7 protein-coding genes are annotated in these 17,834 nt (G+C 70.1%); 1 reads left to right on the plus strand and 6 read right to left on the minus strand.

The features are described 5' to 3' along the window. From RM704_RS43900 to RM704_RS43920, 5 genes are all read right to left on the minus strand, one after another. A partial coding sequence (locus tag RM704_RS43900) for a type I polyketide synthase (protein WP_311593467.1) occupies positions 1–3,930 on the minus strand: 3,930 nt, incomplete at its 3' end. A gap of 94 nt (positions 3,931–4,024) precedes the next feature. After that, positions 4,025–10,708, minus strand: a complete 6,684-nt coding sequence (locus RM704_RS43905; RefSeq protein ID WP_052146494.1) for a type I polyketide synthase — start codon at positions 10,706–10,708, stop codon at positions 4,025–4,027. Between the two features lie 247 nt (positions 10,709–10,955). Next, on the minus strand, positions 10,956–12,215 hold the full coding sequence (locus RM704_RS43910; RefSeq protein WP_033531813.1) for an activator-dependent family glycosyltransferase: 1,260 nt from the start codon (positions 12,213–12,215) through the stop codon (positions 10,956–10,958). Between the two features lie 79 nt (positions 12,216–12,294). Beyond that, the gene (rfbB, locus tag RM704_RS43915) at positions 12,295–13,263 is read right to left on the minus strand and encodes a dTDP-glucose 4,6-dehydratase (protein WP_033531812.1); all 969 of its coding nucleotides are present in this window, start codon (positions 13,261–13,263) and stop codon (positions 12,295–12,297) included. Continuing rightward, entirely contained in the window at positions 13,260–14,327 is a 1,068-nt protein-coding gene (locus tag RM704_RS43920; protein WP_033531811.1) for a glucose-1-phosphate thymidylyltransferase, read from the minus strand. The genes rfbB and RM704_RS43920 overlap by 4 nt, the downstream gene beginning before the upstream one ends. 319 nt (positions 14,328–14,646) lie before the next feature. On the opposite strand from RM704_RS43920, the gene RM704_RS43925 reads away from it, so the two are divergent. Further along, a complete protein-coding gene (locus RM704_RS43925) occupies positions 14,647–17,445 on the plus strand; it encodes a helix-turn-helix transcriptional regulator (protein WP_052146493.1) in 2,799 nt (932 codons plus the stop codon). Between the two features lie 249 nt (positions 17,446–17,694). On the opposite strand, the gene RM704_RS43930 is transcribed toward RM704_RS43925, so the two are convergent. Beyond that, positions 17,695–17,834: methylmalonyl-CoA mutase family protein (locus RM704_RS43930; RefSeq protein WP_311593472.1), on the minus strand; the 140-nt coding region annotated here is incomplete at its 5' end.

Here is a 17,834-nt window from a genome sequence, read left to right on the forward strand (position 1 = left end):
CACCACACCACCCACACCCACCGGCACCGCACCCCGCGTCACCACCACACGAGACCCAGCACCCACCCCCGACACACACCCCTGAAGCTCCTCCAACACCCGCTCCAGCACCACACGCGAAGAACCCACCTCCGCACGGTCCACCACGACCACACCCGCCGCGGCCTCCCCACCACCCGTCACAGCACCAGCCCCACCAGACACAGAACCAGCCCACGACGACCACACCACCTCATACAACCCACCACCCGCCACCACCGGCACCCCACCACCAGCAGCAGCCACCCGACCCGACGAAATCGCCCGCAACACCAACGACTCCACCACCGCCACCGGCACACCCACACCATCAGCCACCCACAACGACACCCGATCCCGCGCCACATGCCGCACACACACCCGCAACACCGACGCACCCACCGCGAACAACGACACCCCCGACCACGAGAACGGGACGTATGCCGTCGCCTGCATCTCGGGAGTGTCATTGAGGCCGCTCGCCTGAAGGGCGGCATCCAGGGCAGCCGGGTGCAGGGCGTACCGCTCCGCCTCAGCGACGGCGTGCTCGGGCAGCCGTATCTCGGCGTAGATGTCCTCGCCCTTGATCCACCCGGCCTTGAGGCCCTGGAACCGCTCGCCGTAGACGAGGCCGGCCTCCGCCAGGCGCTGGTAGAGGTTGTCGACGTCGAGTGCCTCCGCTCCGGCGGGCGGCCACTGTGCCAGCTCGAACCCGGCCGACGTCTGCGAAGGACTCAGCAGACCACTGGCATGCCGCGTCCACGGCATGTCCTCGTCCGCGTCCTCCATCCGCGAGTACACGGCAACGCCTCGCAGCCCGGACTTCTCCGGAGCTCCCACCACGACCTGAAGCCGGAGGGCACCGTCTTCGGGCACGACGAGAGGCGTCTCCTGGGTCAGCTCTTCGATTCGCCCGCAGCCGACCTCGTCCCCCGCCCGCACGAGCAACTCGACGAAGCCGGTCCCCGGGAACACCACCGACGATCCCACCCGGTGCTCACCCAGCCACGGATGCGACCGCAATGACCAACGGCCCGTGAAGACCACGCCGTCGGCATCCGCCCGCCGCATGATCGCACCGAGAAGCGGGTGTTCCGAAGGCGACAACCCAGCGGTGGTCACATCGCCGACAGCCGAGGGAACATCCAGCCAGTACCGCTCCCGCTGGAAGGCGTACGTGGGCAGCTCGACACGACGCCCACCCGCCGTCAACGGCTCCCAACTCACCGGCACGCCACGGACAGAGAGCCGCGCCAGGCCGGTCAAAAACTCCCGCACCTCGTCACGGTCGCGCCGCATCACCGGCACACACGCCACATCCGAGCCCTCAGCCAGCGACTCGCGTGCCATCGCACTCAGCACACCATCGGGACCCAACTCCACGAACGACGACACACCAGCAGCGACCAACGCCTCCACACCATCACCGAAACGAACCGCCTCACGGACATGCCGCACCCAGTACTCCGGCACACACAGCTCTTCGGCCGAAGCCACGGCACCCGTCACGTTCGACACCACACCCAGCGACGGCGCGTGGAACGACAACCCCTCCACCACCGCACCGAACTCAGCAAGCATCGGCTCCATCAACGGAGAGTGGAAAGCATGACTGACGTCGAGCCGCTTGGTCTTCACCCCACGCCCACGCAACACCTCCACCACCGGGGCGACAGCGGCCTCGTCACCGGACACGACCACCGCACGCGGCCCGTTCACCGCAGCAATACCCGCCCCGCTGACACCTTCCAGCAGCTCTCGGACCTCCACCTCGGCGGCCTGCACCGCCACCATCACGCCACCCTCCGGCAACGCATCCATCAACCGGCCCCGCGCAGCCACCAGCACCGCCGCATCCTCCAGCGACAACACCCCAGCCACATGCGCGGCAGCGATCTCCCCCACCGAATGCCCCGCCACGAAATCCGGACGCACCCCGAAGGACTCCACCAACCGGAACAACGCCACCTCGACCGCGAACAACGCCGCCTGCGCATACACCGTCCGCCTCAACAGACCATCAGCAGCACCCCCCGCCCGAGCGAACAACACCTCCCGCAACGGCAGCCCAAGATCCGCCAAGCCCACGTCCAGCAGGTCACACGTCCGCTCCAACGACTCCGCGAACACCGGAAAAGCAGACGCCAACTCCCGGCCCATGCCCACCCGCTGAGCACCCTGACCCGTGAACAACAACGCCAGCCGGCCATCCACCACCCGACCCGACACCACACCAGGCGCCTCACCACCAGACGCCAACACCCCCAACGACCCCAACAACTCCTCACGCGAAGCCCCCAGCACCACACCCCGATGCTCCAACCCCGCCCGCGACACACCCAAAGAAAACGCCACATCCACAACCGACGCAGCCGAGCCAGCCGAGGCAGCCGACCCCTGCTGATCAAGCAACCGCCCCGCCTGCGCCCGCAACGCCCCCACCGACCTACCCGACACCACCCACGGCACCAGCACACCCACCGGTGCATCCGCCGTCTCCGACTCGGACGCTTCGGGATCCGTAGCGGGAGCCTCCTCAAGGATCACGTGCGCGTTGGTTCCACTGAATCCGAAGGAGGAGACACCGGCCCGACGTGGACGACCTGCGTTCCGCGGCCACTCACGCGCCTCGGTCAGCAGCTCGATCGACCCGGCGGACCAGTCCACGTGCGGCGAAGGCTCTTCGATGTGCAGCGTCTTGGGCAGCACCCCCGCCCGCAACGCCAGCACCATCTTGATCACACCCGCCACACCCGCAGCAGCCTGCGTATGACCGAAGTTCGACTTCGAGGATCCGAGCCACAGAGGCCGATCCTCGTCACGCCCTTGGCCGTAGGTGGCGAGGAGCGCCTGCGCCTCGATCGGGTCGCCGAGCGTCGTGCCCGTACCGTGGGCCTCCACCGCATCCACCTCGGCCGCCGTCAGACCCGCGTTCGCCAGCGCCTGACGGATCACCCGCTGCTGCGACGGACCATTCGGCGCCGTCAGACCATTGCTCGCACCGTCCTGATTGAGCGCCGAACCCTTGATGACCGCCAGCACCTGATGACCATTGCGCCGCGCATCCGACAACCGCTCCAGAACGAGGACACCCACACCCTCGGACCAACCCGTCCCGTCCGCGTCCGCAGAGAAGGCCTTGCAACGCCCGTCCGGGGAGAGGGCCCGCTGGCGGCTGAACTCGACGAAACGTTCGGGCGTCGCCATGACCGTGACACCGCCGGCCAGCGCCAGGGTGCATTCCTGCTGGCGGAGGGCGTGGGCGGCGGAGTGGAGGGCGACCAGGGAGGAGGAGCAGGCGGTGTCGATCGAGACCGCGGGACCCTCCAGGCCGAGTACGTACGAGATGCGCCCGGACACGATGCTGGAGTGCGTGCCGGTGCTGAGGTGGCCCTCGGCCCCGTCGACGGCGGCGCCCTTGTGGAGGCCGTAGTCGGAGGACATCACGCCGACGAACACACCTGTCCTGCTGCCCTTGAGCCGGAGCGGGTCGAGTCCGCTCCCTTCCAGGGCCTCCCAGGAGGCCTCCAGCAGGAGCCGCTGCTGCGGATCCATGGCGACCGCCTCGCGCGGCGAGATGCCGAACAGTCCGGCGTCGAACCTTTCGGCGCCGTCGACGAAACCGCCCTCACGGGTGTAGCTCGTACCCGCGTGATCGGGGTCCGGGTGGTAGAGGCCCTCGATGTCCCAGCCGCGCCCTTCGGGGAAGCCGCTGATCGCGTCACGGCCCGAGCGGAACAACTCCCACAGCTGGTCGGGGGTCTCGACACCGCCAGGGAAGCGGCAGCTCATACCCACGATCGCGATCGGTTCGTTCGCCCTGCCCTCGACCTCGCGCAGGCGCTCGGTGGTCTCGTGCAGATCGGTGGTGACGCGCTTCAGGTATTCGCGGAGCTTGGCTTCGTTGGCCATGAGTAGTTCACCCGTCCAGGTATGCGAGCGTCCAGGGATGCGAGAACGCGGGAGCGTCGGTGGGTCAGCGCGGGGCCCGAGGGGGCGGGAGGGGTCAGGACTTCCCGAAGGTGCTGTCGATGAAGTCGAAGATCTCGTCGTCGCTGGCGGCGTCCAGTTCCACCGCTGCCGCGCCGTGATCCGGTGCGCGCTGGGCGCTGTTCCACGCGGTCATCATGCTGTTGAGGCGTGCGGTGACGGCCGAGTGAAGGTCGGCGTCGAAGTCGGCTGTCGCGGCGGACTCCCCCATCACCGCTTCGATGTGGGCGAGTTGTTCCAGCAGCCGGACGCCGAGCGGTTCCTCGGTGGGCAGGCCCGGCGCGAGTTCCGTCAGCAGGTACTGGGCGAGCGCCGTGGGCGTCGGGTAGTCGAAGACCAGGGTGGCGGGCAGCCGCAACCCGGTGGCGGTGTTGAGCCGATTGCGCAGTTCGACGGCGGTGAGCGAGTCGAAGCCGAGCTCCTTGAAGGCCCTGGCCGGTTCGACGGCGTCGGGGCCGGTGTGCCCGAGGACGGCGGCGACCCGTTCGCGTACGAGTTCCAGGACGGTCTCGTCGCGCTCGGCCGGCGAGAGGCCCGCGAGCCGGGTCTCCAGGTCCGTGCCCTGGCTTCCCGTGTCGTCGGCGGCGACCCGGCGGGCGACGGGCGTCCGCACGATCCCGCGGAACAGGTGCGGTACGGGTGCGGCGTCCGCGGCGAGCGCTGCGGTGTCCAGACGCATCGGGACCAGCAGGGCATCGTCGAAACCGTGGGCGTGGTCGAGAAGGGCCAGGCCCTCCCCGGCGGCGAGTCCCCGGACACCGGCCTCGGCCAGCCGTACGAGATCGGCCTCACCGAGGTGGCCGGTCATCTCGCTCCGGTCGTCCCACAGCCCCCAGGCGAGCGACTGCCCGGGCAGGCCCCCCGCCCTTCGCCGCTGGGCGAGGGCGTCGAGGAAGACGTTCGCGGCAGCGTAGTTGGCCTGGCCCGCGTCACCGGACACACCGGCGGCCGAGGAGTACAGCACGAAGGCCGCCAGATCGAGATCCCGGGTCAGCTCGTGCAGATTCCACGCGGCATCCACCTTGGGCCGCATGACAGCGTCGATACGGTCGGGCGTCATGGCCTCGACCACACCGTCGTCCAGCACACCCGCCGTGTGGAAGACACCGGTCAGAGGTGCTCCCGCAGGCACGGTCGCGAGCAGTGACGCCAGCGCGGCCCGGTCGGAGGTGTCGCAGGCCACGATGCGTACGTCGGCGCCCAGCGCGGTGAGTTCGTCCCGCAGGGACTCGGCACCCGGCGCGTCCTCGCCCCGTCGGCTGACCAGCAGCAGATTGCGGACGCCGTGTTCGGCGATCAGGTGGCGGGCCAGGAGGCGGCCCAGGACTCCCGTGCCGCCGGTGACGAGGACGGTGCCGTCCGGGTTCAGCCGCTGTGGGACGGTCAGGGCGATCTTGCCGGTGTGCCGGGCCTGCGACATGTGGCGCAGCGCGGCGGACGCCCGCCGAACGTCCCAGGTGGTGACCGGAAGCGGCCGGAGCGCACCCTTGTCGAAGAGGGCGAGCAGTTCGGCGAGGATCTCCTGAATGCGCTCGGGGACGGCCCCCGGGCTGCCGACGCCGGTGAGGACGGTCAGGTCGTACGCCTGGTACGCGACGCCTGGGTGGGCGGCCGCGACCTCGTCGGCCTCCCGGATGTCCGTCTTGCCCATCTCCAGGAAGTGGCCGCCGCGAGGCAGCAGCCGCAGAGAGGCGTCGACGTACTCGTGGGCGAGGGAGTTGAGGACGACATCGACGCCCTCGCCGCCCGTGCCGCTGAGGAAGTGGTCCGCGAAGTCCAGCGATCTGCTGGAGGCCATGTGCCGCTCGTCGAATCCCATCGCGCGGAGCGTGGCCCGCTTGCCGGGACCGGCCGTGCCGTACACCTCGGCGCCGAGATGCCGGGCGAGCTGGACGGCGGCCATGCCGACACCGCCGGTCGCGGCATGCACCAGGACACGGTCACCCGGCTTGACCGAGGCCAGGTCGACCAGGCCGTAGTACGCGGTGAGGTACACCAGCGGGACGGTCGCGGCCTCGGCGTACGTCCACGTGTCGGGGATACGTGCCACCATGCGCCGGTCCGCGACGGCGACCGGGCCGAAGGGACCGTCGAAGACACCCATGACGCGGTCGCCCACCGCCACGCCGGTCACTCCGGGGCCGAGGTGCGTCACCACTCCCGCTGCCTCCCCGCCGAGTTGGGTGCCGCGGGCCGGGACCATGCCGAGTGCCATCAGGACGTCGCGGAAGTTCACTCCGGCCGCGCGAACCGCTATCCGCACCTGCCCTTCACCGAGCGGCTCCACCAGGTCGGGTGCCGGCACGACGGTGAGCGCGTCGAGGTTGCCGCCGGGGTCCTTGGCGAGGCGCCAGGGAGTGTCGCCCACGGGCGCGATCAGCGCCTCGCCGCTCCGGGCGGGCGCAAGGCGGGCGGCCAGCAACGCGCCCTCACGCAGGGCAAGTTGGGGTTCGCCGGCAGCCAGTACCGCGAGGATCTCGTCCACCGGCGCCTGCGGGACGTCCGCAGAAGGCCCGCTGGAGCCCGCCGAATCTTCGGCCGGGGGGAGGTCGAGGAGTGCGAACCGGTCGGGGTGCTCCGACTGCGCGGCACGCACCAGACCCCACACGCCCGAGAGGGCCAGCCCCGGTACCGGCTCGTCGGCATGGACGCCGACAGCGCCACGCGTCACCCATACCAGCCGGGACGAGGCCCACCGGTCGTCGGACAGCCACTGCTGTATCAGCGTCAGCGCCCGCTTGGTGACACTTCGCACCTCGCCCGGGAGGCCGGCGCCGAGACCGGCACCGGCACCGAAGTCCGGCGCTGAAGCGGCCGCCCAAGCCTCCACATCCACCAGCACCCACTCGGGGAGGTCGCCACCCGCGTCCGCGAGCACCTTGAGCTCCGCCGGGTCCGCCATGGTGCCGACGCCTCCGACCAGGGTGCTGCCTTCACCCAGGACCACCCACTCCGCCCGCCGGCCTTCGCCCGACGTCGCGCTGACGGGGGTCCAGGACAACCGCCACAGAGCGTCGTCGGTCACGTCACGTCCGCTCGCGGCGGCGTTGAGCTGTTCGGCGCTTATCTCGCGGGTGACGAGGGAGTCGACACGGGCGACGGGCAACCCAGCCGCGTCAGCCAACTCCACGCCGAAGCCATCGTCGCCCACCGGCCACAGACGGACCCGCAACGACGACGCGCCCGAGGCGTAGAGCGACACACCCGACCAGGCGAACGGCAGCCGCATCCCCTCTCCCTGCTCAGGGACGAACGAACCGAAGCCCGCTGCCTGAAGGGCGGCATCGAGCAGCGCCGGGTGCAGACCGAAGCCGTCCACCGCGGTACCGTCCGGGAGAGCGACCTCGGCGAACACCTCCTCACCCCGGCGCCATACGCTGCTCAGGCCCTGGAAGAGCGGGCCGTACTCGTAACCCTCCGCCGCCAAGTCCTCATACACACCGACGAGATCGACGCGGTCGGCGCCCGGCGGGGGCCACACTCCCGCCAACGGCTGTGTCTGCGACTGGAGTTCGGAGTCCACGGTGAGGAAACCGGTGGCATGACACGTCCACTGCCCCTCCACCCCCTCATCCGAGCCGGAGTAGACGCCCACCGAGCGGCGACCGCCGTCCTCCTCCGCGCCCACCACGACCTGCACCTGCACCGAACCCGAAGCCGGCACCACCAACGGCGCCGCCAGCATCAACTCCTCGACACGCCCGCACCCCACCTCGTCACCGGCCCGCACCACCAACTCCACGAACGCAGCCCCCGGCAACAACACCACACCCGACACCGCATGATCAGCCAGCCACGGATGCGACGACCGCGCGATCCGGCCGGTGAACAACACCCCACCAGCCCCCGCAACGCCCACACCCGCACCCAGCAGTTCGTGCTCGACGGCGACCTGCCCCAGCCCCGCCACATCACCCGACACCACACCCGCATCCAGCCACAACCGCTCCCGCTGGAAGGCATACGTCGGCAACTCCACCCTCGGGTGAGGACCACCCAGCAGCAGCTTCCAGTCCGGCTCCGCCGCACCACGCACGAACAGACCCGCGAGAGAGCGCAGGAACTGATCCCAACCACCCTCACCTCGACGCAACGTCCCCACCGCCACAACAGAAGCGGCATCCTCCGCACTCTCGCCACGGGCCGCGTCGATCGTCTCCTCGATCCCCATCACCAGGACCGGATGCGCGCTCAACTCGACGAACGCGCCGAAGCCTTCCTCCGCCAGCCGGCGGGTGGCATCCGCGAACCGCACCGGACGCCGCAGATTCTCCACCCAATAGCCAGCACCCAGACCACCGTCCTCGCCCCCGACACCGACCCACTCACCCGTCATCGTCGACAACATCGGCACCCCACCCGCCAGCGGCACAACCGGCGCGAGGTCGGCCAGGATCCGGTCACGAACCCGCTCCACCTGCTCGGAGTGCGAGGCGTAGTCCACCGGCACCCACTTCACCCACACCCCCCGCGCCGACCAGGCCTCCACGCAAGCCTCCAGGCCTTCGCGCGTGCCGGAGAGGACCACCGAGCGGGGGCCGTTCACCGCCGCCACATTCACACCCGCCACACCCTCAAGCCAGACCTCCACCTCCTCGGCCGACGCCTGGACCGCGAGCATCCCCCCACCACCGGCCAGCACCTCACCGATCGCACGCGACCGCAACGCCACCACCCGCGCACCGTCCGACAGGGACAACCAGCCACCCACCACCGCCGCCGCGATCTCCCCCTGCGAATGCCCCACCACCGCATCCGGCTCGACACCCACCGAACGCCACACCGCCGCCAGCGAGACCATCACCGCCCACAACACGGGCTGGACCACATCCACCCGCTCCAACGACGCCGCACCCTCCACCCCCCGCACCACATCCAGCAACGACCACTCCACGAACGGCTCCAACGCCGCCCCACACTCCGCCATCCGCGCGCCGAACACCGGCGAGGACTCCAACAACCCCTCCGCCATCCCCACCCACTGCGAACCCTGACCGGGAAACACGAACACCCGACGACCCGCCACATCCGCCACCCCGGACACCACATCAGCCACATCCGAGGACCCGGCCGCCAGCGCACGCACCCCCGCCAGCAACCCATCCACGTCCTGGCCAACGGCCACCGCCCGATGCCGGAACACCGAACGGCCACTCACCAACGACCAACCCACACCAGCAGCCGACACGTCCGCACCGGAGACCGTCTCCGCGAGTCGCTCCGCCTGGCCCGCCAGAGCCTCCGCCGACTTACCCGACACCACCCACGGCACCGCAACCTCCGGCACCACACCAGGCTCGACGACAGACTCCCCCACCGGCGCCTGCTCCACGATCACATGCGCGTTCGTCCCACTGATCCCGAACGACGACACACCCGCCCGACGCGGACGACCCATCTCAGGCCACTCCCGCGCCTCGGTCAGCAGCTCGACCGCACCCGCAGACCAATCCACATGCGGCGACGGCTCACCCACATGCAACGTCCTCGGCAACACCCCCGCCCGCATCGCCATCACCATCTTGATCACACCCGCCACACCCGCAGCAGCCTGCGTATGACCCACATTCGACTTGACCGACCCCAGCCACAACGGCCGGCCACCCTCCCGCTCCTGCCCATACGTCGACAGCAACGCCTGCGCCTCGATCGGGTCGCCCAACTTCGTCCCGGTGCCATGCCCCTCGACCGCGTCCACCTCGGCCGGCGTCAGACCCGCGTTCGCCAACGCCTGACGAATCACCCGCTGCTGCGACGGACCGTTCGGCGCCGTCAGACCGCTGCTCGCACCGTCCTGGTTGACGGCGGAACCCCGCACCAGCCCCAGCACCCGACGGCCGTTGCGCCGGGCGTCGGACAACCGCTCCAGGACGAGGACACCCACGCCCTCACCCCAGCCCGTCCCGTCCGCGCCCGCCGCGTACGCCTTGCAGCGGCCGTCGGCGGCGAGACCCCGTTGGCGGCTGAAGTCGACGAAGACGTCCGGGGTCGACATGATCGACGCCCCGCCGGCCAGCGCGAGTGCGGACTCGCCCTTGCGCAGGGACTGTGCGGCGAGGTGGATGGCCACGAGGGACGAGGAGCAGGCCGTGTCGACCGTGACGGCCGGGCCCTCGAAACCGAACGTGTAGGAGACCCGGCCCGAGGCGATGCTGCCCGCGCTGCCGTTACCGAGATAGCCCTCGATGTCGTCGGGTGCGGACCGCACCCGGGAGCCGTAGTCGAAGTACATGAGACCGGTGAAGACGCCGGTCCGGCTGCCGCGCAGGGTGGTGGGATCGATACCCGCCCGCTCGATCGCCTCCCACGACGTCTCCAGCAGCAACCGCTGCTGCGGATCCATCGCCAACGCCTCACGCGGCGAGATCCCGAAGAACCCAGGGTCGAACTCCGCCGCGTCATGCAGGAACGCGCCGACCTTGGTGTAGCTGGTGCCGAGGTGCTCGGGGTCGGGGTGGTAGAGACTGTCGATGTCCCAGCCGCGGTCCTCGGGGAAGGGGGTGAGGGCCTCCTCGCCGCCCACCACGAGGGTCCACAGCTGCTCCGGCGTCCGGATCCCCCGGGGGAAGCGGCAGCCGATGCCGACGATCGCAATGGGCTCCTGGTCCCGCTCCTCCAATTCACGCAGACGGCGCCGCACTTCCCGTAGGTCCGTGGTGGCCCGCTTGAGGTAATCGAGAAGCTTCTTTTCGTTCTCCACACCATCACCTCGTAAAGCGGGGTCGGTCAGGGGTCGGTTGATAAACACCTGTCGGGCACTTCCTGAACCCGGCCTGAATAAGCCGAGGGGGCGCGACAGAGTGGATCCGCAGATATCGGCGGAGGAACCCTGCGGAATCTGCGGCTTCGTTTTCGGATCGCAAATATGTCATTGCATATCGAGGGGCAGTCCGAACGCTCCACACGCTACGGGGGCAGGGGTAGGGGCCGCCTACCCCTAACCCCCCTTAGAGGCCGCGGCCGTGCTCGGCGAGCCGTTCCAGCTCGGCGACCGTCGCGTTGGGGCTGGGCAGGGCGGCGTACTCCTTCTGGATCTCGTCGGCGGCGGCCTGGAACGACGGGTCCGAGAGGAGGCGGCGCAGTTGCTCACGGAGCCGCTCCGGGGTCAGGTCGGAGGCCTCGGTGACGAGCGCCGCCCCGCGTTCGGCGAACCGGTGCGCGATGTCGCGCTCGTCCCAGAGCCAGTTGGGGACGATCAGTTGGGGAACGCCGTGCATGATCGCGTTGGTGCGGGTGCCACCGCCGCCGTGGTGGACGAGGGCGGAGCAGGTCGGCAGGAGGGCGTGCAGCGGGACGAAGTCCACGGCCCGGACGTTGTCGGGGAGTTCGCCCATCTCGGCGAGCTGCTCCTCGCCGAAGGTGGCCACGACCTCCGCGTCGATGTCGGCGACGGCGCGGACGAAGTCGGCGAGAGGGGCCCTCTTGTCGGCTATGTCACGGAGCGTCAGCCCCAGGGTGAGGCAGATCCGCGGCCGGTCGGCGGGCTTGCGCAGCCAGTCGGGGACGACGGCGGGCCCGTTGAAGGGGATGTGCCGCATGGTGATCGTGGGCAGCTCGGTGGGGAACCCCATCCAGGGGGGTGCCACGGCCAGGGTCGCCCGTCCCGTGGCGAGCGTCTCGTCGAAGGGGACGCCGTAGGGGGACCCCTTGGCGCCGAGCCAGTCGGCGACCGGGTCGTGCCGGTGCTCCGAGGGGCGTTCCGCTGCCAGTCGGTGGAAGGCGTCGCGCATCCGCCCCCAGTGGTCGAGGCCGAAAAGCATGCGGACGTGCGGGACGCCCACGGCTTCGGCGACGATCGGGCCGGCGTAGGTGAGGGCGTCCCAGACGACGAGGTCGGGCTGCCAGTGGCGGGCGTACTCGACGAGCTCGTCGGTCATGGCGCGGTCGGCCATGTAGTCGTAGAGCTGGGCGTGTTGGGCGAAACTGTCGTGGACGTAGTCCCAGGTGAGCTTCTCGGGGCGGGTCTCGTTGAGGGTGAGGACGCCGCCGTTGGCCATCTCCTCGCGGGGGGTGGAGCGGGCCAGTTCCATGATGTTGAGCTCGTTGCCGACCGGCACCGCGGTGAGGCCGCAGTCGCTGATGGCCTGGACGTTGTCGGGCTGGCTGGCGATGCGGACCTCGTGTCCGGCCGTGGTGAGCGCCCAGGCCAGAGGGACGAGGTTGAAGAGGTGGGAGCTGTTGGCGAACACCGTCATGAGGACGCGCATGGAGTTCCTTCACCGGAGAGAGGAGAGGTGCGGGGGGAGCGGAGACCGGGCGGGGCGCAGGAGGGCGGAGCAGGGGCGGTCATGCAGGGGTGCGGTACTTCGTCGGCTCCCACCACGAGCGGTTGTCGCGGTACCAGTCGACGGTCTCCGCGAGCCCCTTGCGGAAGTCGTGGGAGGGGGCGTACCCGAGGGTGGCGATCTTGGACCAGTCGACGGAGTAGCGCAGGTCGTGGCCCTTGCGGTCGGTGACGTACTCGACGCTGTCCCAGCCGGTGCCGCAGGCCTCCAGGAGTAGTGCGGTGAGCTCGCGGTTGCTCAGCTCGGTTCCGCCGCCGACGTTGTAGACCTCGCCGGCGCCGCCGTGCTCGCGGACGCATTCGATGGCGGCGCAGTGGTCCTCGACGTGCAGCCAGTCGCGGACGTTGCGGCCGTCTCCGTAGAGGGGGACGCGGCGGCCGTCCAGGAGGTTGGTGACGAAGAGGGGGATGACCTTCTCGGGATGCTGGTAGGGGCCATAGTTGTTGGAGCACCGGGTGATCCGCACGTCGAGGCCGTGGGTGCGGTGGCAGGCCAGGGCGAGCAGGTCGCTGGAGGCCTTGGACGCCGAGTAGGGGGAGTTGGGGCGCACGGGGTCGGTCTCCGGCCAGGAGCCTTCGTCGATGGATCCGTAGACCTCGTCCGTCGATACGTGGACGAAGCGGTCGGTGTCGTGGCGCAGTGCGGCGTCCAACAGGGTGTGTGTGCCGAGCACGTTGGTGCGGACGAACTCCGCGGAGCCGGCGATGGACCGGTCCACATGGCTCTCGGCGGCGAAGTGCACGATCTGGTCGGCGTCCGCGACGAGCCGGTCCACCAGGGCGGTGTCGCAGATGTCTCCCTCGACGAGGTCGAGGGCGGGGTGGGTGAGGTCGAGGTTGGCGCGGTTGCCCGCGTAGGTGAGCCGGTCCAGGACGGTGATGTGCAGGTCGGACCGGTCGTCGAGCAGCCGGCGGACGTAGGTGGAGCCGATGAATCCCGCGGCGCCGGTGACGAGCAGCCGGGTGGTCATGAGCTGATCTGGAAGGTGCTGTGGTCGCCGAGGACCAGCCGGTGGGCGTTGGGGACACGGGGCACGGACGTGCCGTGCACGTGGCGGCCGATGAGGGACGCCTCGATCCGGCGGATGCCGATGACGGACGACTCCCGCATCATGATGGAGAACTCCAGTTCGCTGTCGAAGACGCGGCAGTTTTCGGCCACGGAGGTGAAGGGGCCGATGTAGGAGTCGTGGATCTCGGTGCCGGCTCCGATGCGTGCGGGGCCGACGATGCGCGATCCCGTGATCCGGGCCCCGCTCTCCACCACGACGCGTCCGATGATCTGCGAGGCCTCGTCGACCTCGCCCTCGACGGACGTCTCGATGCCCTCCAGGATGATGCGGTTCACCTCCAGGATGTCGGTGACGTTCCCCGTGTCCTTCCAGTAGCCGCTGATGATCTGCGAGCGGACGTCGGCTCCGCTGTCGATGAGGTACTGGATGGAGTCGGTGATCTCCAACTCGCCCCGCCAGGAGGGCTTGACGGCCTGTACGGCTTCGTGGACGAGCGGGGTGAAGAAGTAGACGCCGGCCAACGCCAGGTCGCTGCGCGGGTGTTCGGGCTTCTCCTCCAGACCGACGACGCGCCCCTGTTCGTCGAGGACCGCGACGCCGAACGCCCGCGGGTCGGGGACCCGGGTCAGCAGGATCTGCGCGTCGGGGCGTTCGTCGCGGAACCGTTCGACGAGGTCCTCGATGCCGTCGATGATGAAGTTGTCGCCCAGGTACATGACGAAGTCGTCGTCGCCCAGGTAGTCCCGGGAGATGCGTACCGCGTGGGCGAGGCCCAGCGGCTGGGCCTGGCTGATGTAGGTGACGTCGAGCCCGAAGGACGAGCCGTCCCCGACGGCGTCCTGGATCTCCTGGGCGGTATGGCCGACGACGATGCCGACGTCGGTGATGCCCGTCGCGGCGATCGACTCCAGTACGTAGAACAGGATGGGCTTGTTGGCGACGGGTACCAACTGCTTTGCTGACGTGTGCGTGATCGGGCGGAGCCGTGTACCGGATCCGCCGGACAGAACAAGTGCTTTCACCCAACCCCCTAGGTCCGAGCCGGTGGAGAGTCACCGCAGGGGGCGGGGACGAGCCCGTGGGAGGGTCGCGTCGCCGCCTCGGTATTCCGCGGTCCGGCGACGAAATCTTTACGTGGAGCCCCCGGACGGGATAACCCCTAACTCCCGTGGGCGGGCCCCTATCGTCGTTCGGACGACCGCCGCGAAGGGGGATCGCGAGCACACCGAGTCAGCCGGGCCAGTCTAAAACGTAGGTAAAGCAAAACACTCGCCCACGAACGCTCATGCGATATATTCATACGTACGTACGCGACATCTAACGGGGAGAGGGTTACCGGCCATGCTGCTCGTGGAACGCGACGAGGAACTGCACACCTTGAGTGGACTGTTGGGGGACGCCACGGCGGGACGCGGCAGAGCGGTGCTGATCAGCGGGGCGATCGCCGCAGGAAAGACGGCGCTGCTGGAGGCGCTGGCACATCAGGCCGTGGACTCCGGCGCCCTGCATCTCGCGGCCACCGGCTCGAAGGCGGAACGCGCGCTCCAATTAGGTGTGGTGGACCAGCTGTTCCACAGCGGTTCACTGCCGCCGGAGATCGCCGAACGCGCCTCCCGCCTCGTCACCGTGGAGGCCCTGCCACCGGGTGAGAGCGAGTTGGAGACGCGCACCCTGCGGCAGCCGGAGGCCCATCGCATCCACCAGATCTGCGCGCTGCTCCAGGAGCTGTCCCAGGCGCAGCCGATCGTGCTGACCGTCGACGACACCCACTACATGGACGGCGCCTCCTGGCAGGTTCTTCTCTATCTGCAACGCCGAATACGACGGGCTCGCATCCTGCTCGTCCTGACCACCCGTCAGGAGCATGGTCACGGCCACTCTCCCTGGCACTTCGAGTTCACCCGCTATCCCCACCAGCGCCTCCGTCTCCGGATGCTCAGCGAGCGCGGCGTGGCGGAACTCGCGGACAGGCATCTGCCTCCCGCCGAAACGGACCAGTGCGCCACCAGCCTGCACCGGTTGAGCGGCGGCAACCCCATGCTGGTCAAGGCCCTGCTGGAGGACAGCGCGGCACGGCTGTGCACGGGAAGCGGACGACGGCTCCCGGCGACGGAGACCGCGGCCTTCGGCCAGGCCGTCGTCGAATGCGTGCACCGCTGTGAGGCTCCGCTGCGCAGCGTCGCCCACGCCCTCGCCGTCCTGGGCGAATCGGCTTCCGAGGACCGGCTGAGCAGGCTCTACGGTCTGACCCCCACCGCCGTCTCGCAGGCACTCGCGGCCCTGAACGCGGCGGGGATCGTCGGCCAGGGCTTCAGGCATCCCGCGTCCGCCGCGGCCATCCTGGCGAGCCTCGACGCCGACACCCGCTCGTCCCTGCATCTGCGGGCCGCCGAACTGCTGAAAGAGGACGGCGCCGCGGCCTGGCAGATCGCGGCCCATCTCGTCGAGGCGCAGTCGGTCGGCGTCGGCTGGGCCATGGACACCCTGCTGGAGGCGGCCCGCCAGACCCTGCCCACGGACCGCCAGGAGCTGGCCATGCAGTGTCTGGCGCTCGCGCTCAAAGGGTGCCCCGACGACGAGTCGCGCACCGCGGTGCACAAGGCGCTCAACCACATCGAGTGGCGCATGAATCCCGCCGTGTCCTCCCGGCATCTGCCGCCCCTCCATCAGGCGGTGCGTGACGGCCGGCTCAAGGGGAAGGAGGCCGTGTCCGTCGTACAGCACTTGCTGTGGGCCGGCGGCTCTCAGGCGCAGAGCGCCTTCGAAGAGGTGTCGGCCCAGCTCACCTCCCCCGCGGACGCTCCGGCGCTCGCGCAACTGCAGCTCACCCACCTGTGGATGTACGGCCTGCGCCATCCGCGGTCGGGCAGTGCCGGCACGGACCGTGAGGTGCCGCCTCTGCACGAGCTGCGCACCGCCGGGGGCAGTCTCTGGTCGCGGGCGGCGGCCGTGCTGTCGGCGTCGATGCGGTCCGAGGCCGAGCGCGTGGTGGACGAGAGCGAACGACTGCTGCGCAGCTGCCAGGTCGGGGACGAGACCCTGGAGGTGATCGCCGCCTCGGTGGCGTCCCTCACCATGGCGGGGCGCCTCGATCGCGCCGCGGGCTGGTGCGACGCCCTGATCCAGGAGACCCAGCGTTCCCACGCCCGCACCTGGGAGGCGCTGTTCACCACGCTGCGGGCGGACATCTCGCTGCGGCAGGGCGACGTCTCTGCCGCCGCGTCGCGGGCCGAGCACGCCCTGGCGCTGGTCCCGCCCGAGGGCTGGGGGGTCGTCGTGGGGCTGCCGCTGTCGGTACTGCTCGCCGCGCACGCCGCGATGGGCGACCTGGCCGCCGGGGCGGAGACCGCCCAGATCAATGTGCCGCCGGAGATGTACGACACGGTGTTCGGCCCGCGCTACCTCCTGGCCCGCGGTCAGTTCGGGCTGGCCGCCGACCGGGTCCTGGCTGCCGTCAGCGACCTCCAGCAGTGCGGTGACATGCTGCGCGAGCGGAATCTGGACCACCCCTGCCTGGTGCCGTGGCGCACCGAACTGGCTCGGGCCAACCTCCTCCTGGGCTGGGAGCAGACGGCCCGGCAGTTGCTCCTCGACCAGGAGGAGCTGCCGGGCGGCAAGAATCCCCGAGCACGTGGCGGCGCGCTGCGGGTGCTCGCGTCGGCCAGCCCGCTCAAGCAGCGTCCCGCGCTGCTGCGCCGCGCGGTGGACGCCCTGCAGAGCTCGGGCGACCGACTGGAACTCGCCCACGCCCTCGCCGACCTCAGTCAAGCCCATCACACCCTGGGCGAGTTCCGGCGAGCCCGGATCATGGCCCGCCGGGCGACGCAGGAGGCGAAGGCGAGCGGTGCGGAGGAGTTCCTGCGGCCCGCTCAGTCCGGCTCGGCGGACGGTGAGCCGGCCGAGACCGGCAGCGGCTCCTCGGCGGCCCCGGCCCTCAGCGACGCCGAACGCCGCGTGGCCACGCTGGCCGCGCTCGGGCACACCAACCGGGAGATCGGACGCCAGCTGTACATCACGGTCAGCACGGTCGAGCAGCATCTCACCCGGGTGTACCGCAAGCTCAACGTCAGTGGCCGCTCGGACCTCCCGGCGGGACTTTCGCTCCAGCAACTCCCCGGGACGGCCGCCCGGGTCCGCTGACCCTCGCGCCCCGGCTCGCGGGGCCCTCCCGCACGGCAGCCTCGCGGAAAAAGGCCGGGGGTGGGCGGTCATCTCGTCGAGGACGACCGCCCACCGGGCGCGCCGGCGCCGGCCGGGCGCGATATCGCCCTCTCAACGGCTGCCCCGGCGCGGGACCCGGAGCGTCCCGGCTCCGCCCCGACGGCGCGAACGGCGTGCGTGCGTGCGAGACGGGTGCGTCTTCCCGTCCCGCCGCTGGTGTCCGGAGTTTCAGAAGGTGTCGCTGGGGATGTACGTCCCCCAGACCTCCCGCAGCGCGTTGCACACCTCGCCGACCGTCGCGCGGGCCTTCAGCGCCTCGCGCATCGGGTAGAGGACGTTGTCCGTGCCCTCGGCGGCCTTCTTCAGGG

Origin of the sequence: Streptomyces gottesmaniae (genome assembly GCF_031845845.1) — a bacterium.
Lineage (GTDB): Bacteria > Actinomycetota > Actinomycetes > Streptomycetales > Streptomycetaceae > Streptomyces > Streptomyces akebiae.